The sequence below is a fragment of the Nocardiopsis lambiniae genome, assembly GCF_031845465.1.
Classification (GTDB): domain Bacteria; phylum Actinomycetota; class Actinomycetes; order Streptosporangiales; family Streptosporangiaceae; genus Nocardiopsis; species Nocardiopsis lambiniae.
The window spans coordinates 17,448-37,922 of sequence record NZ_JAVREP010000021.1; the positions used below are offsets into that span (position 1 = coordinate 17,448).

At 70.3% G+C, this 20,475-nt stretch carries 17 protein-coding genes; 11 read left to right on the forward strand and 6 right to left on the reverse strand.

Annotation, left to right across the window (positions count from 1 at the left end; all coding sequences use genetic code 11):
* Window positions 1-25: 25 nt before the first annotated feature.
* Entirely contained in the window at window positions 26-1,312 is a 1,287-nt protein-coding gene (locus RM479_RS22900; RefSeq protein ID WP_311513811.1) for an aspartate aminotransferase family protein, read from the forward strand.
* Between the two features lie 22 nt (window positions 1,313-1,334).
* The gene (locus tag RM479_RS22905) at window positions 1,335-2,843 is read left to right on the forward strand and encodes a CoA-acylating methylmalonate-semialdehyde dehydrogenase (protein WP_311513812.1); all 1,509 of its coding nucleotides are present in this window, start codon (window positions 1,335-1,337) and stop codon (window positions 2,841-2,843) included.
* 257 nt (window positions 2,844-3,100) lie between these two features.
* Here RM479_RS22905 and RM479_RS22910 read toward each other — a convergent pair whose 3' ends face one another.
* Together RM479_RS22910 and RM479_RS22915 are read right to left on the reverse strand one after the other, a co-directional pair.
* The gene (locus RM479_RS22910) at window positions 3,101-3,346 is read right to left on the reverse strand and encodes a hypothetical protein (protein ID WP_274808534.1); all 246 of its coding nucleotides are present in this window, start codon (window positions 3,344-3,346) and stop codon (window positions 3,101-3,103) included.
* 238 nt (window positions 3,347-3,584) lie between these two features.
* Complete coding sequence (locus RM479_RS22915; protein WP_311513813.1) at window positions 3,585-4,397, reverse strand: carbon-nitrogen hydrolase family protein; 813 nt, start codon at window positions 4,395-4,397, stop codon at window positions 3,585-3,587.
* Window positions 4,398-4,498: 101 nt separating this feature from the next.
* On the opposite strand from RM479_RS22915, the gene RM479_RS22920 reads away from it, so the two are divergent.
* From RM479_RS22920 to RM479_RS22930, 3 genes are read left to right on the forward strand one after another with little or no spacing between them, the layout of a single operon-like run.
* On the forward strand, window positions 4,499-5,152 hold the full coding sequence (locus tag RM479_RS22920) for a TetR/AcrR family transcriptional regulator (protein WP_311513814.1): 654 nt from the start codon (window positions 4,499-4,501) through the stop codon (window positions 5,150-5,152).
* Window positions 5,153-5,204: 52 nt separating this feature from the next.
* Window positions 5,205-6,128: an ABC transporter ATP-binding protein gene (locus tag RM479_RS22925; protein ID WP_311513815.1), complete on the forward strand. Its 924-nt coding sequence runs from the start codon at window positions 5,205-5,207 to the stop codon at window positions 6,126-6,128.
* Entirely contained in the window at window positions 6,125-7,723 is a 1,599-nt protein-coding gene (locus RM479_RS22930; RefSeq protein WP_311513816.1) for an ABC transporter permease, read from the forward strand. Before RM479_RS22925 ends, RM479_RS22930 begins: the two co-directional genes overlap by 4 nt.
* 42 nt (window positions 7,724-7,765) lie before the next feature.
* On the opposite strand, the gene RM479_RS22935 is transcribed toward RM479_RS22930, so the two are convergent.
* Both RM479_RS22935 and rlmN read right to left on the reverse strand, forming a co-directional pair.
* Entirely contained in the window at window positions 7,766-8,236 is a 471-nt protein-coding gene (locus RM479_RS22935) for a hypothetical protein (RefSeq protein WP_311513817.1), read from the reverse strand.
* 16 nt (window positions 8,237-8,252) lie between these two features.
* Window positions 8,253-9,350 carry a 23S rRNA (adenine(2503)-C(2))-methyltransferase RlmN gene (gene rlmN, locus RM479_RS22940; RefSeq protein ID WP_311513818.1) on the reverse strand — a complete coding sequence of 366 codons (1,098 nt, stop codon included), beginning with the start codon at window positions 9,348-9,350 and terminating at the stop codon, window positions 8,253-8,255.
* A 186-nt stretch (window positions 9,351-9,536) separates the two neighbouring features.
* Here rlmN and RM479_RS22945 point away from each other — a divergent pair, with 186 nt between their 5' ends.
* Both RM479_RS22945 and RM479_RS22950 read left to right on the forward strand, forming a co-directional pair.
* Window positions 9,537-10,622, forward strand: a complete 1,086-nt coding sequence (locus RM479_RS22945; protein WP_274808541.1) for a suppressor of fused domain protein — start codon at window positions 9,537-9,539, stop codon at window positions 10,620-10,622.
* Window positions 10,623-10,689: 67 nt separating this feature from the next.
* A complete protein-coding gene (locus RM479_RS22950) occupies window positions 10,690-11,925 on the forward strand; it encodes an MFS transporter (RefSeq protein WP_311513819.1) in 1,236 nt (411 codons plus the stop codon).
* A gap of 15 nt (window positions 11,926-11,940) precedes the next feature.
* On the opposite strand, the gene RM479_RS22955 is transcribed toward RM479_RS22950, so the two are convergent.
* A complete protein-coding gene (locus RM479_RS22955; protein WP_274808543.1) occupies window positions 11,941-12,315 on the reverse strand; it encodes a BlaI/MecI/CopY family transcriptional regulator in 375 nt (124 codons plus the stop codon).
* Window positions 12,316-12,982: 667 nt separating this feature from the next.
* Between RM479_RS22955 and RM479_RS22960 the strand changes: the two genes are divergently transcribed.
* From RM479_RS22960 to RM479_RS22975, 4 genes are all read left to right on the forward strand, one after another.
* A complete protein-coding gene (locus RM479_RS22960) occupies window positions 12,983-16,633 on the forward strand; it encodes a multifunctional oxoglutarate decarboxylase/oxoglutarate dehydrogenase thiamine pyrophosphate-binding subunit/dihydrolipoyllysine-residue succinyltransferase subunit (RefSeq protein WP_311513820.1) in 3,651 nt (1,216 codons plus the stop codon).
* A gap of 9 nt (window positions 16,634-16,642) precedes the next feature.
* The gene (locus tag RM479_RS22965; protein ID WP_274808545.1) at window positions 16,643-16,822 is read left to right on the forward strand and encodes a DUF6104 family protein; all 180 of its coding nucleotides are present in this window, start codon (window positions 16,643-16,645) and stop codon (window positions 16,820-16,822) included.
* Between the two features lie 173 nt (window positions 16,823-16,995).
* The gene (locus RM479_RS22970; RefSeq protein WP_311513821.1) at window positions 16,996-17,847 is read left to right on the forward strand and encodes a DUF4097 family beta strand repeat-containing protein; all 852 of its coding nucleotides are present in this window, start codon (window positions 16,996-16,998) and stop codon (window positions 17,845-17,847) included.
* The gene (locus RM479_RS22975) at window positions 17,848-18,915 is read left to right on the forward strand and encodes a PadR family transcriptional regulator (RefSeq protein ID WP_311513822.1); all 1,068 of its coding nucleotides are present in this window, start codon (window positions 17,848-17,850) and stop codon (window positions 18,913-18,915) included.
* 178 nt (window positions 18,916-19,093) lie between these two features.
* On the opposite strand, the gene RM479_RS22980 is transcribed toward RM479_RS22975, so the two are convergent.
* Complete coding sequence (locus RM479_RS22980; protein ID WP_311513823.1) at window positions 19,094-20,287, reverse strand: NAD(P)-dependent malic enzyme; 1,194 nt, start codon at window positions 20,285-20,287, stop codon at window positions 19,094-19,096.
* Between the last annotated feature and the right edge of the window lie 188 nt (window positions 20,288-20,475).

Below are 20,475 nucleotides of genomic sequence, written 5' to 3' on the forward strand. Positions count from 1 at the left end.
CGCGGCCCCCGGAGAGACTGGGTCCATGTCGGAACTTCTCTCGCGCCACCGCGCGGTCATGCCCTCCTGGTTGCCCCTGTACTACGAGTCCCCGCTGGAGATCGTCTCCGGGAGCGGCTCCCGCGTCACCGACGCGGACGGCCGCACCTACCTGGACTTCTTCACCGGCATCGTGACCAACATGCTCGGCTACGACGTGGCCGAGGTCCGCGAGGCCGTGGAACGGCAGATCGCCAAGGGGGTCGTGCACACCTCCACGCTGTACCTGATCCGCTCCCAGGTCGAACTGGCCGAGAAGATCGCCCGGCTCTCGGGCATCCCGGACGCCAAGGTGTTCTTCACCAACTCCGGCACCGAGGCCAACGAGACCGCCCTGCTGCTCGCCACCTGCGCGCGCGGCAGCGACGAGGTGCTGGCCATGCGCGGCAGCTACCACGGCCGTTCGTACGGCACCATCGCGGTGACCGGCAACCGGGGCTGGAAGAACTCCTCCCTGTCCCCGCTCAACGTGCACTACCTGCACGGCACCGACCACGCCTCGCCGGTCTTCCGGGGCATGTCGGAGAAGGAGTACGTCGAGGCCTGCGTCGCCGACCTGCGCGACGTCCTGGACACCGCCTCCCCCAACGTCGCCTGCCTCATCGCCGAGCCGATCCAGGGCGTGGGCGGGTTCGCCATGCCGCCGGACGGCCTGTACGCCGCCTACAAGGAGGTGCTGGACGAGCACGGCATCCTGTTCGTCTCCGACGAGGTGCAGACGGGCTGGGGGCGCACCGGCACGAGCTTCTTCGGCATCGGCGCCCACGGCGTGACGCCGGACGCGATGACCTTCGCCAAGGGTCTGGGCAACGGCTTCGCGGTCGGCGGCGTCGTGGCGCGCGGCGACCTCATGGACGGGCTGTCCGCACTGGGCGTGGCGACGTTCGGCGGCAACCCGGTGTCGATGGCGGCGGCCGGCGCCACCCTCGACCACGTCCTGGAGCACGACCTCCAGGGGAACGCGCTGCGCCAGGGCTCGCTCATCATCGAGGGTCTGCGCCCGCTGACCGAGCTGCCGTCGGTGTCCGACGTGCGCGGCAAGGGCCTGATGTTCGCCGTGGAGATGGTCGACCCGCGCACCGGCGCCCCCTCCTCCCCGCTGGCCGGGAAGGTGCTGGAGGCCGCCCGTGAGCGCGGCCTGCTGGTCGGCAAGGGCGGCGTGCACGGCAACGTGCTGCGGATGGCCCCGCCGCTGACCCTGTCCGCCGAGGACGCGGCCGAGGGCCGCGACCTGCTGATCGACGCCGTGCGCGCGGTCGACGCCGAAGCCTAGAGGACCGAAGGAGACGACGAAGATGGGCAAGCACGTCACCCACTGGATCGGCGGGCGCCGGTACGAGGGCCCGGCCGAGCGCCAAGGGGACATCCACAACCCGGCCTCGGGTCTGGTCACCGGCACCGTCGACCTCGCGGGACCGAAGGAGGTCGACGCGGCGGTGGCCGCGGCCCGCGCCGCCTTCCCGGCCTGGCGCGACACGTCGCTGTCGCGACGGGTGCAGATCCTGTTCCGGTTCCGGGAACTGCTCAACGCCGAGCGCGACCGCCTGGCCGAGGCGATCAGCGCCGAGCACGGCAAGGTGTTCTCCGACGCCCAGGGCGAGGTGGCGCGCGGACTGGAGGTCGTGGACTTCGCCTGTGGCATCCCGCACCTGCTCAAGGGCGGCTACTCCGAGAACGTGTCCACGGGTGTGGACTCCTACTCCATTCTGCAACCGCTGGGCGTGGTCGTCGGCATCACACCGTTCAACTTCCCGGCGATGGTGCCGATGTGGATGTTCCCGGTGGCGATCGCCTGCGGCAACGCGTTCGTGCTCAAGCCGAGCGAGAAGGACCCGTCGGCGTCGTTGCTGATCGCCGAGCTGTGGGAGCGGGCGGGACTGCCCGAGGGCGTGTTCAGCGTGGTCCAGGGCGACAAGGAGGCCGTGGACGCGCTGCTGGAGCACCCGGACGTCGCGGCGGTCAGCTTCGTGGGTTCGACCCCGATCGCCCGTTACATCTACCGGACGGCGGCCGAGCACGGTAAGCGGGTGCAGGCGCTGGGCGGGGCCAAGAACCACATGGTGGTGCTGCCCGACGCCGACCTGGACCTGGCCGCCGACCAGGCGGTGTCGGCCGGTTTCGGTTCGGCGGGCGAGCGTTGCATGGCCATCTCCGCCGTGGTCGCGGTGGACTCGGTCGCCGACGAACTCGTGGCGAAGATCAAGGAGCGGGTGTCCCGGCTGCTGGTGGGCCCCGGCGACGACGACCGCAGTGAGATGGGCCCGCTGGTCACGCGCGAGCACCGGGACAAGGTGGCCTCCTACCTGGAGTCGGGGGTGCGCGAGGGGGCGACGTTGGCCGTGGACGGCCGGGTGCACCCGATCCTGGGCGGTGGCGGCGACGGGTTCTGGTTGGGCCCGACGGTGCTCGACCACGTGGGCCCGGAGATGTCCTGCTACCGGGACGAGATCTTCGGTCCGGTGCTGAGCGTGCTGCGGGTGGACGACTACGACGCCGCGGTGAAGCTGATCAACGACAACCCGTACGGCAACGGGACGGCGATCTTCACCAACGACGGTGGCGCGGCCCGACGGTTCCAGAACGAGGTCGAGGTGGGGATGGTCGGGATCAACGTGCCGATCCCGGTGCCGATGGCCTACTACTCGTTCGGCGGTTGGAAGCAGTCGCTGTTCGGCGACTCGCACGCGCACGGGACCGAGGGTGTGCACTTCTACACCCGGACCAAGGCGGTCACCGCCCGGTGGATCGACCCGGGGACGCGTCCGGCCGGGGGCGTGGACCTGGGTTTCCCCACCAACGGATAACGGACATTCAGGACTGTTCGTAGTTCAAGGAAATACCGGACGGATGCGTCTCACCGACGGCCGGCGACGGACGACACGGAGTATCGTGGATGTCGTCCGCCCCTCACGGGGCGTGACCGGCGGCGCGATCGTCGGTTCGGGACCATTCCGGGAAAGGCGCGCTCAATTCCCCTCCTCCCCATGGAAGCGGGTGCGCCGACGGGAGCGCTCCGGGTCCGTCTCTCCCCCTTGGACCCGGAGCGCGACCATGCTCTTTCTCAGCGGGCGGCGAAGACCCGGCTGTCGGCGGCGACCAACGGGCCGGCACCGATGAGCGCCGCGCAGTCACCACAGCCGAACACCGGCGCCCCGTCCGGCAGAAGGCCGAGGGCGATCCTCGGTCGAGGCCATCGCGTGTGGCAGGCGACGCAGGCATCCCCCGTGCACTGCTCCGCGCTCAGCGATTCCGGGTCGTACACGTACCCGTCGGACGCGGCGTCGGACACCGCTTCCGATGCGCACATCGTGCTCGTTCCGCGCAATGTCCTTGCTCCCCCCGTGGTTTAGGACAGTCTGGCGGGCCGATAGTTACCGGCTCTTTATTCAATCAGAGGCGCTGGGCACCTGGAAGGGTCCGGACCAATCTAAATCACTCCGTGCAGGGAGATCATAACCCTAAGTAACTAAGCCTGGGAAGACCCCTTCTTCGTTCGGTATCTTCACCCACTTTGTCCGGCATACGGGAGGGATCTCCCGAGAGCCCTACAGGGACCGGTCGCGCGCGATCACCGAGAAACGGCGCATCTCCAGTGCCGGATTGACCATCCGCACCTCCTCCACCCGCACGGCCGAAACCTCGGCTACGGCGACCTCGAAGGTCTGCTCCCCCAAGGCCGCGATCGGCGTTCCCATGGGGTCGACGATCATGCTGTTGCCCGCGCCCGTGGGCGCCGACTGGCCGGCCGCGGCGACGTAGACGGTGTTCTCCACCGCCCGAGCGCGCGCCAGGGTCCGCCAGTGCTCCTCCTTGAGCGGACCGGGCACCCACTGGGCGGCCAGCAGCACCACGTGCGCCCCGGCATCGGCGATCCGTCGGGTGATCTCGGGGAAGCGCAGGTCGTAACAGGTCTGAAGGCCGAACGTCACGTCGTCGACGGTGAAGGTCTCCGGCTTCTCCACGGGTCCGGCGGCGACCACGTCCGACTCCCTGACACCGAACGCGTCGTACAGGTGGATCTTGCGGTAGAGCGCGACCCTCTCCCCGACCGGGGAGAGCGCGACGAGCGTGTTGGCGAAGTGCGTTCCGTCCCCGGTGCGTTCGTTGACGCCCAGCACCAGGTGGACGCCCTCGCGGCGGGCGGTGTCGGCGGCGGCCGAGACGAACGCCCCGTCCAGGGGCTCGGCCGCCTCGACGTAGCGGTGGTCGGTACGGGACGCGGTGAACATCGTGTACTCGGGCAGCAGTACCACCCGGGCCCCGAGCGCCGCGCCCCGCGCGGCCAGCCGCGCCACCGAGCGCAGATTCTCGGCCTTGTCCTGACCGGGGGCGAACTGGGCGACCGCGACCTGCACCATCGGACCTCTCCTCGTCGACACGGGGCGCCCGGAGGCGCCGTGCCACGAGTGTACGACGACCCCCTTGCCATCCGGCTGAACATCTGTTTAATCTATTGAACATGGGTTCAACCGATTCGACCGACCTCACCGCGCGCGCCCGGATCCGCGACGCCGCGGTCGTGTGCTTCGGCGATCACGGGTTCAAGGTGACCGTGCGGACCATCGCGGAGAAGGCGGAGGTGTCCCCCGGCCTGGTCATCCACCACTTCGGTTCCAAGGCGGGTTTGCGCAAGGCCTGCGACGATCACGTCTTCGCGATCATCCACGAGGCCAAAATGGAATCGGTGACCTCCCCCGATCCCATGCGCTCCTTCCGCCACCTGTCCCATCTGGAGGATTTCGCCCCTCTGATGGCCTACATCATCCGTTCCCTCCAGGAGGGCGGCCCCCTCGGCCTGTCCCTGCACGAACGGATGGTCCGGGACGTCGAGGAGTACCTCGCCGCCGGGGAGGAGGCCGGGAACATCCGCCCCAGCCGGGACCCGCGCAAACGGGCCCGGTTCCTGGCGAACATGATCAGCGGATCGCTCCTGATGGCCCTCGCCGAGCGGCCGGGGGAGGAACGGGTCGACTTCTCGCGCTTCCTCCAGGAGTGGACGGAGGAGTACATGCTTCCCGCGCTGGAGCTCTACTGCGAAGGCCTCTTCACCGACCGGAAGATGCTCGACGCCTACCTGATGTACGTCAGCGACCCGCCCGAGGGGTCCCGCTGACCCACCAGGCCCTCGGGCGTCCCCCCACCGGAAGAGAGAAGAGATCCCCACCATGGCATCACCCGCCATCGACGCGCGCGGCGTCGACAAGTACTTCGGCCGGTTCCAGGCCCTGGACGGGCTGGACCTGACCGTCGAGACCGGCAGGATCGCCGGTTTCCTCGGCCCCAACGGCTCCGGCAAGTCCACCGCCATCCGTGTCCTGCTCGGCCTGCTCAAGGCGGACGGGGGAACCGTTCGCCTGCTCGACGGAGACCCCTGGAAGGACGCCGTCACCCTGCACCGGCGGCTGGCCTACGTCCCCGGCGACGTCGCCCTGTGGCCCAACCTGACCGGTGGCCAGGCCATCGACCTGCTCGGGCGGCTGCGCGGCGGGCTCGACAAGGCCCGCAAGGAGGACCTGCTGGCCCGCTTCGAGCTGGATCCCACCAAGAAGGCGCGCACCTACTCCAAGGGCAACCGGCAGAAGGTAGCGCTGGTCGCGGCGCTGGCCTCCGACGCCGAGCTGCTCATCCTCGACGAACCCACCTCCGGCCTGGACCCGCTCATGGAGGCCGTGTTCACGCGGTGCGTCCTGGAACTCAAGGAACAGGGGCGGACCGTGCTGCTGTCCAGCCACATCCTGTCCGAGGTCGAGAAGCTCTGCGACACCGTCACGATCATCCGCCAGGGCCGGACCGTGGAGTCGGGGACCCTGGAGGACCTGCGACACCTCACCCGGTCCTCGGTCCGGGCCACGGTCATCGGCGACCCCCGCGCCCTGGGGGCGCTCACCGGCGTGCACGGTCTCGCCGCCGACGGCGACCGGGTCTCCTTCGACGTGGACAACGAGCACGTCGACACCGTCATGCGCGCGCTCACCGCGCTGGGCGTGCGCTCCCTGGTGAGCAATCCGCCCTCGCTCGAAGAGCTGTTCATGCGCCACTACGGCGACGGGACGGCCGTCCTCGACGGTGACGGGGGAAGCGCGAAATGAGCGCCCTCACCGGCACCGGGACGCTCACCCGGTTCATCCTGCGTCGCGACCGCGTCCGCCTGTCGGTATGGACGCTCTCCCTGGTCGGCGTCACCGCCATGACCGTCCCCACCCTCGACGAGACGTTCTCGACCCCCGCCCAGCGCCAGGCGCGGGCGGCTCTCATGGAGACGCCCACCGGTGTCGTCTTCGGCGGTCCGGGTTACGGGCTGGACGACTACACGCTCGGTCCGATGATGGTCAACGAGATGACCATGAGCCTGCTCATCGCCCTGGCCGTGATGAGCATCCTGCACGTGATCCGCCACACCCGGGCGGAGGAGGAGAGCGGACGGGCCGAGCTGCTGCGGGCCGGGGTCCTGGGCTCCGGCGCCCAGATGACGGCGGCGCTGGTCACCATCGCCTCGATCAACCTGCTCATCGGCGGACTGACCGGTGCCGTCATGGCCGGCTACGGCCTGGAGACCGTCGACTCGCTGGTCTACGGCCTGGGCCTGGGGCTGGCCGGACTCACGTTCGGGGCGATCACCGCGGTGTGCGCCCAGCTCACCGAACACGGAAGGGCCGCCTCCGGACTGGCGTTCCTGGCCGTCGGCGTCCTGTTCATGGCCCGGGTGGTCGGCGACCTGGCGGAGGAGGGCGGCAACGCCCTGTCCTGGGCGTCCCCGTTCGCCTGGGTACAGCAGACCCGGATCTTCGACGACCCGCGCTGGTGGCCCATGGCCCTGTACCCGCTGGCCATCGTCCTCCTGTTCGGTGTCGCCTACGCGCTGGCCGGACGCCGGGACCTGGGCGCCGGACTGATCCCGGGACGCCCGGGGCCGGCCGCGGCAGGACCCCTGCTGAACGGGGTCCTCGCGCTCCACCTGCGTCAGCAGCGCGGGGCGATCATCGCCTGGAGCGTGGCGGTCTTCCTGTTCGCCGTCTCCTTCGGCACGCTCGCCACCGAGGTCGAGGGGATGCTCGAACAGAACCCCGACATCGTCGCGCTCCTGGGTGACGCCTCCGCCGACGCCACCGCGGGCTTCCTGAGCGTCATGTCGGGCTACGTGATCATGGCGGCGGGGGCCTACGCGGCGCTGTCGGTCCTGCGCGCCCGGTCCGAGGAGACGGCCGGGCGGGCCGAGGTGGTGCTGGCCACCGCGGTCGGCCGGATCCGTTGGTACGGCGCCGCGCTCGCGGTGAGCGTGCTGTCGGCGACCCTCATCGTGGTCCTGGGCGGCCTGGGCATCGGCGTCGGCGCGTTCGCCGTCACCGACGACTCCTCGTGGATCGGCACCATGCTGGAGGCGGTGCTGTCGCAGTTGCCGATGGCCCTGGCGTTCGGCGCGCTGGCCGCCCTGGTCGTGGGGGTGGCGCCGCGGTTGACCTCGCTGGTGTGGGTGTGGCTGGGTTACAGCGTCTTCGCCACCATGCTCGGCGCGCTCCTGGGCATGCCGGACTGGGCGCTGGAGCTGAGCGCGTTCGGGATCCTGCCTCGACCGCCGCTGGACGACTTCGACGTCGTCCCGGTGGCGATCGCGTCGGCCGCGGTCGTCGCAGCCTTCGCGGGCGCGCTGGCGGGCTTCCGCCGCCGTGACCTGACCACCGCCTGATCCGCGCCGTCCCCGGGCCCCGTCCCGGGGACGGCGCGCGGTTCAGGGGAGGAAGGACAGCCCCCAGGCGGGGGCGAGGACGATGATGAGGAAACGGGCGGTGCGGGTGGCGAGGGTGACCACCGAGAACAGGACGACGTTCATCCGCACCACACCCGCCAGCACGGAGACCACCATGAACGGCGGGATGCTGGCGAAGGAGCTGAGGGCCAGCAGGCCCACCCCCCACAGCGGGCGCTCCTCGGCGCGACGGCGCCATCGGGCGGCCCGCTCGGTCCACTTGCCCGGGGTCTCGGTCCTGCGCCGCAGCCACGGCGCCGAGAGGGTCCCCCGGCCCGCGTAGTAGTAGGGCAGCTTGCCCAGGGTCTGCCCCAGCCCGGCGGCGACCGCCATGGCGACCAGGGCCCCGTCGTCGGTCAGGGCGACGGCGCCCAGCAGGTAGACCTCGATGTTGAGGACCGGGACCAGCCCGGCCGCGAGGGCGACGACGAAGGCCAGCCCGGTCTCGACCACCGTGGGCCCGGCCGGGTCAGCTCTCGGTGGCCGCGAGCTGGCCGCAGGCCCCGTCGATCTCCTGGCCGCGCGTGTCGCGCACGGTCACCGAAACGCCGTGCGCCTGGAGGCGACGGACGAACTCGCGCTCGTCCTCCGGCCGGGACGCCGTCCACTTCGACCCCGGCGTGGGGTTGAGCGGGATGAGGTTGACGTGCACCAGGTGACCCTTGAGCAGCTTCCCGAGCAGGTCGGCCCGCCACGCCTGGTCGTTGATGTCCTTGATGAGCGCGTACTCGATGGACACCCGGCGGCCGGTCGTGCCGGCGTAGCGCCAGGCGGAGTCGAGCACCTCGGCGACCTTCCAGCGGGTGTTGATCGGCACCAGCTCGTCGCGCAGCTCGTCGTCGGGGGCGTGCAGCGAGATCGCCAGGCGCACCTGCATCCTCTCGGCGATGAGCTTGTCGATCGCCGGGACCAGACCGACCGTGGACACGGTGACGCCGCGCTGGGAGATGCCCAGCCCGTTGGGGACCGGGTCGGTGATGCGGCGCACCGTCTCCAGGACCCGCTTGTAGTTGGCCATGGGCTCGCCCATGCCCATGAACACGATGTTGCTGATCCGTCCCGGACCGCCGGCGACCTCGCCGCGGGCCAGGTCGCGGGCGCTGGCGACGACCTGCTCCACGATCTCGCCGGTGGACAGGTTGCGGGTGAGCCCCGCCTGTCCGGTGGCGCAGAAGGGGCAGTTCATGCCGCAGCCCGCCTGTGAGGAGATGCACAGGGTGACGCGGTCCGGGTAGCGCATCAGCACCGACTCGAACAGCACCCCGTCGAACGCCTTCCACAGGGTCTTGCGGGTCATCCCCTTGTCACAGGTGATGTGCTTGACCGGCGTGAGGAGTCGGGGCAGCAGGGCCTCGCCCAGCTTCTCGCGGGACTCGGCCGGCAGGTCGGTCATGGCCGAGGTGTCCGACTCCAGTCCGCCGAAGTAGTGCTTGGCGATCTGCTTGGCCCGGAAGGGCTTCTCCCCCAGTTCCGCGACGACACGCGCCCGCTCTTCGGGGCTGAGGTCCGCCAGGTGCCGTGGCGGTTTGGCACGGCGGGGGGCGACAAAGGTGAGCTCGGCGGGCATAGAGAGTCCGTAAGGGATGGAGTCGATGGTCTCGGCCCGGTGCGGAAGGCGGCGGCTCGGGTCGTTATACGACCTATACGCGGCTGCGGTGCGGCTCCGCCTGTCAGGGCACTACCGTCGATTCTACGCACTGTGCGGACGGGTCGGTTCGGGCCCGACGGCGTCGATCGGCACGCGGGAGGGCCGGTGACCGGGATCGAGGTCCTGCTCGACGAGATCAGCCCCTACCAGAGCCGCCGGGTCGTCGTCGAATGCGACTCTCGGACCACGGCCGCCTACCTGTTGGACGCCCGTGGGCGCATCCGCGTCCCGGTATGGCTGGCCAACCACGAGATCGCCCCGCGCACGAGTGAGGGCGGCGGCCTGTTCGAGGGCCGGGCACCGCTCATGCCCGAGGGGCACACCAAGCATCCGCAGGGACGCCCGCGGTTCGACCCCTCGTGCCTGCGCGCCGTGTGGTTCGAGGAGGGCGACGGGGTCGCCCTGGTCGACGAGGAGGGTCTGCTCGCGGTCATCCCCGGGTGGGCCGAGGCGGACAGCGGGCTGCCCGGCTACGCGCGCGAGGCGATCGGGCGCAGCGCCTACGCCTGGGAGCTGGACCCGTTCAAGGGCCAGTTGTGGCCGCGTGTGGTGCACGCCGAGGCCTACTGGGACTGGCGTCGGGCCTCGGGGGCGTGGCGCAGCGTGCAGCGCACCGTGCTGGGTCATCTCAACCGGACCGTGGGCGAGGCGGGCCACTACTGGGACGTGTCCGACGGCCACCCGCCCCTGTTGCGGGTCTCGGAACGCCCGCCCACCGAGCACCGGCCGTTCACGATCCTGTCGACCGTGGGCATGTGCGGGCAGAGGATGCCCACCCTGGACCGGTACATGGCCGACACCTCCCGCTACGCGCGGGTGGAACTGGCCCTGGCCACGACCATGCCCGCGCATCACGCCGCGCGGATCTTCCGCTGGATCGGGGCCTTTCCCTGGCGGGCGGTGACCTGGTTCGGCACCGGGCACACGGTGAAGTGGCTGGACAACCCCGAGGACCGGGCGATGCGTCGGGGCGCGGGCGCCGTGTTGTTGTTGGAGGACCCCTCCTCCCTGGTCACCCGCGCCGACCACGTGCCGCCCGACACGTCGGGGCTGTCCTTCCAGGGCGACCCGGTGCGGTGGCTGTGGATCGTGCCGATCACCCGGCCCGAGCACCTGTTCGCCAAGGAGCACGACAGCGCGACCCTGGTGGAGAAGCTCGCCGCGGAGGGCCGCAGCTGGGTGCTGTCGTGAAGGCTTCGACGCCCGCTCCGTGACCCGGGATGATCGCCCGGGAGCGGATCACGGGCACGGGGCGGGCATGACGGGCATCGAGGAGACCGGGCGCACGACCGGGATGGGTGCGCCGCTGCGCTACGGCCCCTTCCGGGCCCTGGCCACGGGTCGACTGCTGATGTCCCTGGGCAACGGGCTGGCCAACGTCGCGCTGGCGTTCGCCGTACTGGACGTGACCGGTTCCCTGCTCCACGTCGGTCTGGTGGTCGGCGCGCGTTCGATCGCGAACATCGTCCTGCTGCTGGTGGGCGGGATCATCGCGGACCGGCTCCCCCGTTCCCTGGTGTTGCGCGGCGGGTGCGCGCTGGCCGCCCTCTCCCAGGGGGTCCTGGGCGCCGCCCTGCTGACGGGGGCGGCGTCGCTGCCGCTCATGGTGGTCCTGAGCCTGGCGAACGGGGCCGCGGCGGCGGTGAACCTGCCCGCGGCAGCCGCGCTGACCTCGCAGACGGTGCCCCGTTCCCTGCTCCAACAGGCCAACGCGGTCATCCGGCTGGCGGGCAACGGCGGGACGGTCATGGGGTTGTCCCTGGGCGGAGCGGCGGTGGCGTTCGTCGGCCCGGGATGGTCGATCACCTTCGACGCCGTCCTGTACGCGCTGGCCGGAGCGGCGTTCCTGACGCTGCGGATCCCTGCGGGCGAACGCGGCGCGGAACGCGCGAACGTGCTGCGCGACCTGGTGGAGGGCTGGCGCGAGTTCACCGCCCGGTCCTGGGTGTGGATCGTCGTCGCGCAGTTCACGGTGACCAACGCGGCCTGGTCGGCGTCGGTGGCGGTGCTGGGGCCGGCGATCGCCGACGAGACCTTCGGCCGGGCCACGTGGGGGCTGATCCTGGCCGCGCAGAGCGCCGGGATGCTGGCGGGCGGTTTCCTGGCGGCCCGGTGGCTGCCGCGCCGCGCCCTCGTGTTCGGGGTGTCGCTGGTCGCGGTCCAGGCCGTGCCGCTGTACGCCCTGTCCCTGCCGGCCTCGCCGCTGCCGCTGCTCGCGGCCATGTTCGTCTCGGGGATGGCCATGGAGCAGTTCGAGGTGGCCTGGAACGTCTCGGTGCAGGAGAACGTGCCGGCGGACCGGCTGTCCCGGGTGTACTCCTACGACGCCCTGGGATCGTTCGCGGCGCTGCCGATCGGGCAGATCGCGATCGGCCCGGTGGCGGCCTCGGTGGGAGCGGGCCCGGCGCTGAAGCTGACGGCCGCGCTGACCGTGGCGGCCACCCTGATGGCGCTGGCCGTTCCGGGCGTGCGCCGCCTGCGCCGACTCCCGTGACCCGGCCCGGGTTTCCTAGCTGGCGACGCCCCGGTTGAGGCGGACCTGGCTGAGCACCCGGTGGAAGTGGGCCATCTCCTCGTCGCTGAAGCGTTCGACGAAGCTGCGCAGGGTCGCCTCGGGCCCGGGACCGGTGTCGAGGATCTCGTCCATGACCCGCGCGGTGTACTCGGCGTGGGACTCGCGCGGCCAGTACACCCAGGCCCGGCCGCGCTTCTCCCGGTCCAGCAGGCCCTTGTTGAAGAGGATCCCGGCGACCGTCATGACCGTCGTGTAGGCGATCTCGCGGTCGTAGACCATCGTCTCGTGGATGAGCCGCACCGGCAGCGGTTCGTCGGAGCGCCACAGCGCGTCCATGATGGCGGCTTCCAGTTCTCCCAGGCCCTTCATGGGCTTCTCCCACCCCTGCCGTGATCCTCTGTGCGCGTATCGCGATCTTGGCACGGGAGGCGCTCCGGCGTGGGAGAACTCCGAAGAGCGCACAGATCCGCACATCCTCGGCGCGGTTCACCGGCGTTTCACGAGCGCGGCCGACCGTCACAGGAGGGAAAGGTGGTGGGGACGGTGGAAGAGTGCGACGACCGGGCCCGGGTCCCACCGCTCCCGCTGGGAACGTCGGCGATGGGACCCGGCCGTCCTGCCCGGTCGCGTGCACCCACTCCGACGGGGCGACGCGGGATCGGGTTCCCGGGGAATCTCGATATCGAGAGTGGTACAGAACACATCGAGGCCGGCCGATGGCGGACAACGGGTTCACACTTTAGAAAGCCCACAAACACTCACAAACCAGACATCCTGAGCACGTTACGCATAGTTACCGACACGTAGTGGCAAGGGGATTGTGAAAAAATGTTAGCTATCTCCTAGTTTCAACAAGGCTCGTGTTCCCCGAGAGGATGCCGGTACAAGTAGCCTGGTACCCGACGAGTGCCGGCCTGGTCAGACTGGCCTTCCGCCATGCGGAGAGCCCCTTGTTCGTTCGTTGAGCCCGCCAGCCGGCAGCCACCCGTCTTCCTACACATTGACAAGCGAGCTGCGGAAGTGGGCGATCTCCGCCGTGTCGTCTGAGGCGTCTCAACCCCTGACAGACTTCGGTCCCAACGAGTGGTTGGTCGAGGAGCTTTATCAGAAGTACTTGAACGACCCGAACGCGGTCGACAAGGCCTGGTGGAACTTCTTCGCCGACTACAAGACCGCGGAGGCGGCCGGTGCGAAGGGCGGGGGTGCCACCGCCAAGGCGCAGAGTGGCACGACCCCCGCCGCCACCACCGCCACCGCCGCACCCGAGAAGAAGAAGCCCGCCGCGCCGGCCCCCGCCAAGGTGGCCGAGAACGCGGACGAGGCCCTCCGGGTCGACGAGGAGCGACTGCGCGGAGCAACCGCGCGCACCGCGACCAACATGGAGTCGAGCCTGACCATGCCCACCGCGACGAGTGTGCGCGCGGTGCCGGTCAAGCTCCTCTTCGACAACCGGATCGTCATCAACAACCATCTCCGGCGCGGCCGTGGTGGGAAGGTCTCCTTCACCCACCTCATCGGCTACGCCATGGTCAAGGCCCTGGAGGCCATGCCCGAGATGAACCACTCCTACACGGAGATCGATGGCAAGCCCGGTGTCGCCAAGCCCAAGCACGTGAACTTCGGCCTGGCGATCGACCTCCAGAAGCCGGACGGTTCCCGTCAGCTGGTCGTGCCCTCCATCAAGAAGTCCGACGAGATGGACTTCATGGAGTTCTGGAGCGGCTACGAGGACCTGGTCCGCAAGGCCCGCACCAACAAGCTGGGCGTGCCCGACTTCCAGGGCACCACCATCAGCCTCACCAACCCCGGCGGCATCGGCACCGTGCACTCGGTCCCGCGCCTCATGCCGGGCCAGGGCACCATCCTGGGCGTCGGCGCGATGGAGTACCCGGCCGAGTTCCAGGGCGCGTCCGCCGACACGCTGGCCGAGCTGGGCATCAGCAAGGTCATGACGCTGACCTCCACCTACGACCACCGCATCATCCAGGGTGCGCAGTCGGGTGAGTTCCTGCGCCGCATCCACCAGCTGCTGCTGGGCGAGAACGGTTTCTACGACGAGATCTTCAACTCGCTGCGGATCCCCTACGAGCCGGTCCGCTGGGTGCAGGACATCCACGTCAACACGGCCACCCAGCTCGACAAGACCACCCGGGTCCAGGAGCTGATCCACGCCTACCGCGTGCGCGGCCACCTCATGGCCGACACCAACCCGCTCGACCACGAGCAGCGCAAGCACCCGGACCTGGACGTGCTCCAGCACGGCCTGACCCTGTGGGACCTGGACCGCGAGTTCCCGACCGGGGGCTTCGGCGGCAAGCAGGTCATGAAGCTGCGCGACATCCTGGGCGTGCTGCGCGACACCTACTGCCGCACGGTGGGTATCGAGTACATGCACATCCAGAGCCCGGAGGAGCGGGAGTGGATCCAGGCGCACGTCGAGCGCGAGCACGAGAAGCTCGAACGTGACGAGCAGCTCCACATCCTGCACCGGCTCAACAGCGCCGAGGCGTTCGAGACCTTCCTACAGACCAAGTACGTGGGTCAGAAGCGCTTCTCCCTGGAGGGCGGCGAGTCCCTCATCCCGCTGCTCGACGGTGTGATCTCCAAGGCCGCCAAGAGCGGGCTGGACGAGGCCATGATCGGTATGGCCCACCGCGGTCGCCTCAACGTGCTGGCCAACATCTGCGACAAGTCCTACGGGCAGATCTTCGGTGAGTTCGAGGGCAACCTCGACCCGCGCAGCGCGCACGGCTCCGGTGACGTCAAGTACCACCTGGGCACCGAGGGCGTCTTCCAGACCCGCGAGGGCGAGAAGATCCAGATCTCCCTGGCCGCGAACCCGTCCCACCTGGAGACCGTCGACCCGGTCCTGGAGGGCATCGTCCGCGCCAAGCAGGACCTGCTCGACAAGGGCCCGCACGGCTTCACGGTGCTGCCGATCCTCATCCACGGTGACGCGGCGTTCGCCGGGCAGGGCGTGGTCGCCGAGACCCTCAACCTGTCCCAGCTGCGGGGTTACCGCACGGGCGGCACGGTCCACATCATCGTGAACAACCAGGTCGGCTTCACCACCTCGCCGTCCGACAGCCGTTCCAGCGTCTACGCCACCGACGTGGCGCGGATGGTGCAGGCGCCGATCTTCCACGTCAACGGGGACGACCCCGAGGCCGTGGTCCGGGTCGCGCACCTGGCCTTCTCCTACCGCCAGGCGTTCAACAAGGACGTCGTCATCGACCTCGTCTGCTACCGGCGCCGCGGCCACAACGAGGGGGACAACCCCGAGTTCACCCAGCCGCTGATGTACAACGTCATCGACGCCAAGCGCTCCACCCGCAAGCTGTACACCGAGGCCCTCATCGGCCGCGGCGACATCACGGTGGAGGAGGCCGAGTCGGCGCTGCGCGACTACCAGACCGAACTGGAGCGCGCCTTCACGGAGACCCGTGAGGCCGACAGGAAGCCGATCGAGCCGGGTGCCGTGGTCAAGCCCGAGGTGTTCACCGAGGGCCGCCTGGACCACTCCTCCGTGGAGACCGCCATCAGCGCGGAGGCGGTCAAGCGGATCATCGACACCCAGGTGAACATGCCCGAGGGCTTCACCCCGCACCCGCGGTTGGCCCCGCAGCTGACCCGCCGGGCGACGATGGTCGAGAACGACGCGGTGGACTGGGCGACCGGCGAGCTGCTGGCCTTCGGCGGACTGCTGATGGACGAGCACCCGATCCGCCTGATCGGCCAGGACAGCCGTCGCGGTACCTTCGGTCAGCGACACGCCGCCCTGGTGGACCGCGAGACCGGCGAGCCCTACACGCCGCTCAAGCAGTTCGACAACGGCACCGTGAAGTTCCACGTCCACGACTCGCTGCTGAGCGAGTACGCGGCGCTGGGCTTCGAGTACGGCTACTCGCTCACCCGCCCCGAGGCGCTGGTGATGTGGGAGGCGCAGTTCGGCGACTTCGTCAACGGCGCCCAGACCATCATCGACGAGTACATCAGCTCCGGCGAGCAGAAGTGGGGCCAGCGCTCCAGCGTCACCCTGCTGCTGCCGCACGGCTACGAGGGCCAGGGCCCGGACCACTCCTCGGCCCGGATCGAGCGGTTCCTCCAGCAGTGCGCGCAGGAGAACATGACCGTCGCGATGCCGAGCACCCCGGCGAGCTACTTCCACCTGCTGCGCTGGCAGGCGAAGTCGCCGTTCGAGCGCCCGCTGGTCATCTTCACGCCCAAGTCGCTGCTGCGCCTGAAGGCCGCGACCTCGGCGACCGAGGAGTTCACCTCGGGGCACTTCCGGCCGCTCATCACGGACGACTCGATCACCCCGGAGAAGGTCCGCCGCGTGGTGCTGTGCTCGGGCAAGATCTACTACGACCTGGACGCCGCGCGTCGCAAGAGCGGTGACAAGCACACCGCGATCATCCGCACGGAGCGGCTCTACCCGCTGCCGATCGAGGAGATCCGCGAGCAGCTCAGGGCCTACCCGGACGCCGGCGAGGTCCTGTGGGTCCAGGAGGAGCCGGCGAACATGGGCCCGTGGCCGTTCGTCGCCCTGGTCTTCTCCGAGCAGCTCGACCGCCCGTTCACCCGGATCTCGCGTCCGGCCTCCTCCTCCCCCGCGGCCGGTTCGGCCAAGCGGCACGAGGCGGAGCAGCGCGCCCTGGTGGACACGGTCTTCCCGCCCGCGGACTAGGGACGCCTCGTGTACTACACGGATCGCGGAATCGAGGAGTTGGAACGGCGCCGCGGCGAGGAGGAGGTCAGCTTCGCCTGGCTCGCCGAGCAGCTGCGGACGTTCACCGACGTGAACCCCGAGTTCGAGACCCCGATCGACCGGTTGGCCACCTGGTTGGCCCGGCTGGACGACGAGGACGAGGAGTAGGGACCGCCTTCGAAGGGGCCCGGGAGCAGTTCAGCTCCCGGGCCCCTTCGGCGTTCCCGGGTCCGGTCTCGGGGAGAACCCGGACGCATCCCCGAGAATCCGCGACATATCTTGAGTTCGCCGGACTCGCGACATATCGTGAAGACAACAGAGCGAGCGAAGGGGTGCACACGATGGCACGTTGGACCATCGACAGGCCGACGACCCAGACCATCGACGGGATCGTGGCCCTGCGGGTCCGGATCCTCGGCGGTCAGGTCAACATCATCCCCACCGACGATCCGGTCACCTTCGAGGTCACCGACATCGTCGGCGAACCCCTCCTGGCGATCCAGGAGGCGGGGATCCTCACCATCCACTACGAGGACCTGACCGGATCGGGACTGCTGGAACGGCTGCGCCCGGTCCAACTGGGCGGATACAAGCAGATGCGGCGGCGCAGCGCCACCGTGAACCTGCGCGTCCCCCGGGACTGCCCGGTCGAGGTGGCCACCATGAGCGCACCGATCGTCGTGGCCGGCGTGGGCTCTCGAACCCGCCTCAAGACCGCCTCGGGCGAGATCACCCTGGACGGGACGGGCGGCGAGACCGACGTCAACACCGTCTCGGGCAACGCCTCCCTGCGGGGGGTCGAGGGCGGGCTGACCTTCAACAGCGTCAGCGGACAACTGGCCGTGGCGGGCGGACGCGTCGCCTCGCTGAGCGCCAAGACCGTGTCCGGTTCCGTGCTGGCCGACACCGACGTGGCCCCGGCCGGTCGGGTCCGGCTCAACACGGTCTCCGGCGAGATCGCGCTGCGGGTGCCCGCGGACACCTCCGCCTCGGTGGAGATCCGCACCGCCACCGCCACCGTGGACTCCGACTTCGGTCTGGAGCGGAGCGGTGGGCGCGCCCGCACCGTCCTGAGCGGACGCATCGGCGGCGGCGTCGATCCCGCGACCATCACCATCAACTCCGCCTCAGGCCGGACCGCGCTGCTGCGCCGCGCGCCCGAGACCCCGGCCGCGATCCCCGAGGGGGCATGAATGAGCACCTTCTTCGGCCACGGCAGGCTGCGGCTCTACCTGCTCAAGCTGCTGGACGAGAGTCCTCGGCACGGCTACGAGATCATCAGCCTGCTCCGGGACCGGTTCCTGGGCGTGTACTCGCCCTCCCCCGGCACCATCTACCCGCGGCTGGCCCGCCTGGAGGAGGAGGGCCTGGTCACCCACACCGAGGAGGGGGGCCGCAAGGTCTACAGCCTCACCGACAAGGGGCGTGAGGAGTTGCGGGCGCGCGAAGGGGATCTGCACGACCTGGAGCGGGAGATCACCGACTCGGTGCGCGACATCGCGCGGGCGGTCAAAAAGGACGTGCGCGAGACCATCGGCTCGCTGCGCGAGGAGTTGAAGTTCGCGGCGGGCGGCGCTCGGCGCGCCGACTCCGAACGCGCGTCCTCCGAGCGGACGGCGCCGAAGACCCCCGACGAGGAGACCCCGACCGCCGAACGGGAGGAGTCCCCCGGAGGGGAGAAGGCCCGGTCCGGTGAGGAGACCCGGGACGAGCGCGAGCGGGACCGCTCCTGTGACGACGGCACCCGCTGGTCGCGCGAGTGGGAACGGTTCGCCCAGGGTTTCGGCGCCTTCGGTGCCGTCTGGGGCCGAGGCGGCGCCGAGCGCTCCTCGGAGTTCGAGCAGGCCCTGCACGACTTCAGCGACCGGGTGCGCGACGTGGCCCGGGAGGCCGGCACGGTCGGCGAGGCCGCGGTGCACGACCTGCGCCGCATCCTGGACGACACCGTCGAGGTGATCCGCCGGGACGTGCGCCACTGGGGCCCGCCCCACGAGGAGGACACCGAGGGGTCGGGGGCCGGGGGCGACGGGCCCGACGCCCCGGAGCCCGGGTCCACCGGGACGAAGGCCCCGGAACCGGGATCCGGGACCGGGAAGTCGGAGCCGAAGGCCGCCGGGCCCGAGGCGCCCGCCGCCGAGAAGCCCGAGGCGGAGGAATCCGAGGCGGAGGAGCCCAGGGCCGCCCGACCCATGCCGCAGGCCGGCGGTGACCCCTGGAGCCAGGTGGTCGACGACCCCGCCGACAGGTCCGACGAGAAGTAGCCGCAGGACGACGAAGGGTCCGGAGGGGCGCCGCGGGGGCGCGCTCCCCGGGCCCTTCTCCCGCCGGTGACGCTTCCCGCCGGGGCCGTGGCGTCGGCGGCGGGGGGACAGCCCCGCCCCGAGGACGAACGGCGGGGCCGGTGTGGGAACACCGGCCCCGCCCTGCGCGGAACACGTCCTAGCGGCGGGCGACGCCGTCCTCGCGGGCCTGGGCGGCGACCGCGGCGGCGACCGCCGGGACCACCCGCTCGTCGAAGGGGCTCGGGATGACGTAGTCCGCGGACAGGTCGTCACCGACGAGGGCGGCCAGCGCCGTGGCGGCGGCCAGCTTCATGTTCTCGGTGATGGCGGTGGCCCGGGCGTCGAAGGCGCCTCGGAACACACCCGGGAAGGCCAGCACGTTGTTGATCTGGTTGGGGAAGTCGCTGCGCCCGGTGGCGACGACGCTCGCGTACCTGCGGGCGACGTCCGGGTGGATCTCCGGGTTGGGGTTGGCCATGGCGAAGACGATCGAGTTCTCGGCCATGGTGGCGACGACGTTCTCCGGGACCTCGCCGGCGGACAGGCCGATGAACACGTCGGCGCCGGCCAGGGCGCTCTCGATGGAGCCGCGCAGGCCCGCCTTGTTGCTGACGGCGGCCAGTTCCCGCTTGACCGGGGTCAGGCCCTCGCGGCCGTCGTAGATCATGCCCTTGGAGTCGGCGACGGCGATGTCGCCGATGCCGCCGTCGATGAGCATCTTGGTGACGGCGATCCCGGCCGCGCCCGCGCCCGAGACCACGGCGCGCAGGTCGCCGAGGGTGCGCCCGGTGAAGCGGGCGGCGTTGTGCAGGGCGGCCACGGTGACGATGGCGGTGCCGTGCTGGTCGTCGTGGAAGACGGGGATGTCCAACCGCTCGCGCAGGCGCTTCTCGATCTCGAAGCAGCGCGGAGCGGAGATGTCCTCCAGGTTGATGCCGCCGAAGGACGGGGACATCCGCACGACCGTCTCGACGATCTCGTCGACGTCGGTGCAGGCCAGCGCGATCGGCACGGAGTCGACGTCGCCGAACTGCTTGAACAGCAGCGACTTGCCCTCCATGACCGGCAGGGAGGCCTCGGGGCCGATGTCGCCCAGGCCGAGGACCGCGGTGCCGTCGGTGACGACGGCGACCAGGTTGCTCCGCCAGGTGTAGTCCTCCACCAGCTCGGGCGTGTCGGCGATCCCGTCGCAGACGCGGGCGACGCCGGGGGTGTAGGCGAGGGACAGGCCCTCCTGGTCGTGGACGTCGACGGTGGAGGTCACCTGGAGCTTGCCGCCGCGGTGCAGGGCGAAAGCGGGATCGTCGTCGAGATGCTGATTCCGGGTACGCGAAGAGGACTCGCTGGTCATCGAAAACCCTTCAAGGTCTTTCGGTACGCCGCCGTCGGCCATGACGGGGCGAATGGGTGGGTGCGTACCGCGCGCGAAGCCGGATCTGTGCTAGGGGTGACCTCCACGACGCCGGTCGGCCATGACCGGTGATGTCGCCGGGGAGGATCGTGCTTCGCCTGACTCTTATGCGAGTTCTGCGCGGACGC

Coding starts and splice junctions, on each gene's coding strand:
- rlmN (WP_311513818.1), bottom strand. CDS start 9,350: ATGCCCGCCGAGCTCACCTTTGTCGCCCCCCGCCGTGCCAAACCGCCA.
- RM479_RS22980 (WP_311513823.1), bottom strand. CDS start 20,287: ATGACCAGCGAGTCCTCTTCGCGTACCCGGAATCAGCATCTCGACGAC.
- RM479_RS22910 (WP_274808534.1), bottom strand. CDS start 3,346: ATGTGCGCATCGGAAGCGGTGTCCGACGCCGCGTCCGACGGGTACGTG.
- RM479_RS22900 (WP_311513811.1), top strand. CDS start 26: ATGTCGGAACTTCTCTCGCGCCACCGCGCGGTCATGCCCTCCTGGTTG.
- RM479_RS22925 (WP_311513815.1), top strand. CDS start 5,205: ATGGCATCACCCGCCATCGACGCGCGCGGCGTCGACAAGTACTTCGGC.
- RM479_RS22930 (WP_311513816.1), top strand. CDS start 6,125: ATGAGCGCCCTCACCGGCACCGGGACGCTCACCCGGTTCATCCTGCGT.
- RM479_RS22950 (WP_311513819.1), top strand. CDS start 10,690: ATGACGGGCATCGAGGAGACCGGGCGCACGACCGGGATGGGTGCGCCG.
- RM479_RS22970 (WP_311513821.1), top strand. CDS start 16,996: ATGGCACGTTGGACCATCGACAGGCCGACGACCCAGACCATCGACGGG.
- RM479_RS22915 (WP_311513813.1), bottom strand. CDS start 4,397: ATGGTGCAGGTCGCGGTCGCCCAGTTCGCCCCCGGTCAGGACAAGGCC.
- RM479_RS22955 (WP_274808543.1), bottom strand. CDS start 12,315: ATGAAGGGCCTGGGAGAACTGGAAGCCGCCATCATGGACGCGCTGTGG.
- RM479_RS22975 (WP_311513822.1), top strand. CDS start 17,848: ATGAGCACCTTCTTCGGCCACGGCAGGCTGCGGCTCTACCTGCTCAAG.
- RM479_RS22920 (WP_311513814.1), top strand. CDS start 4,499: ATGGGTTCAACCGATTCGACCGACCTCACCGCGCGCGCCCGGATCCGC.
- RM479_RS22905 (WP_311513812.1), top strand. CDS start 1,335: ATGGGCAAGCACGTCACCCACTGGATCGGCGGGCGCCGGTACGAGGGC.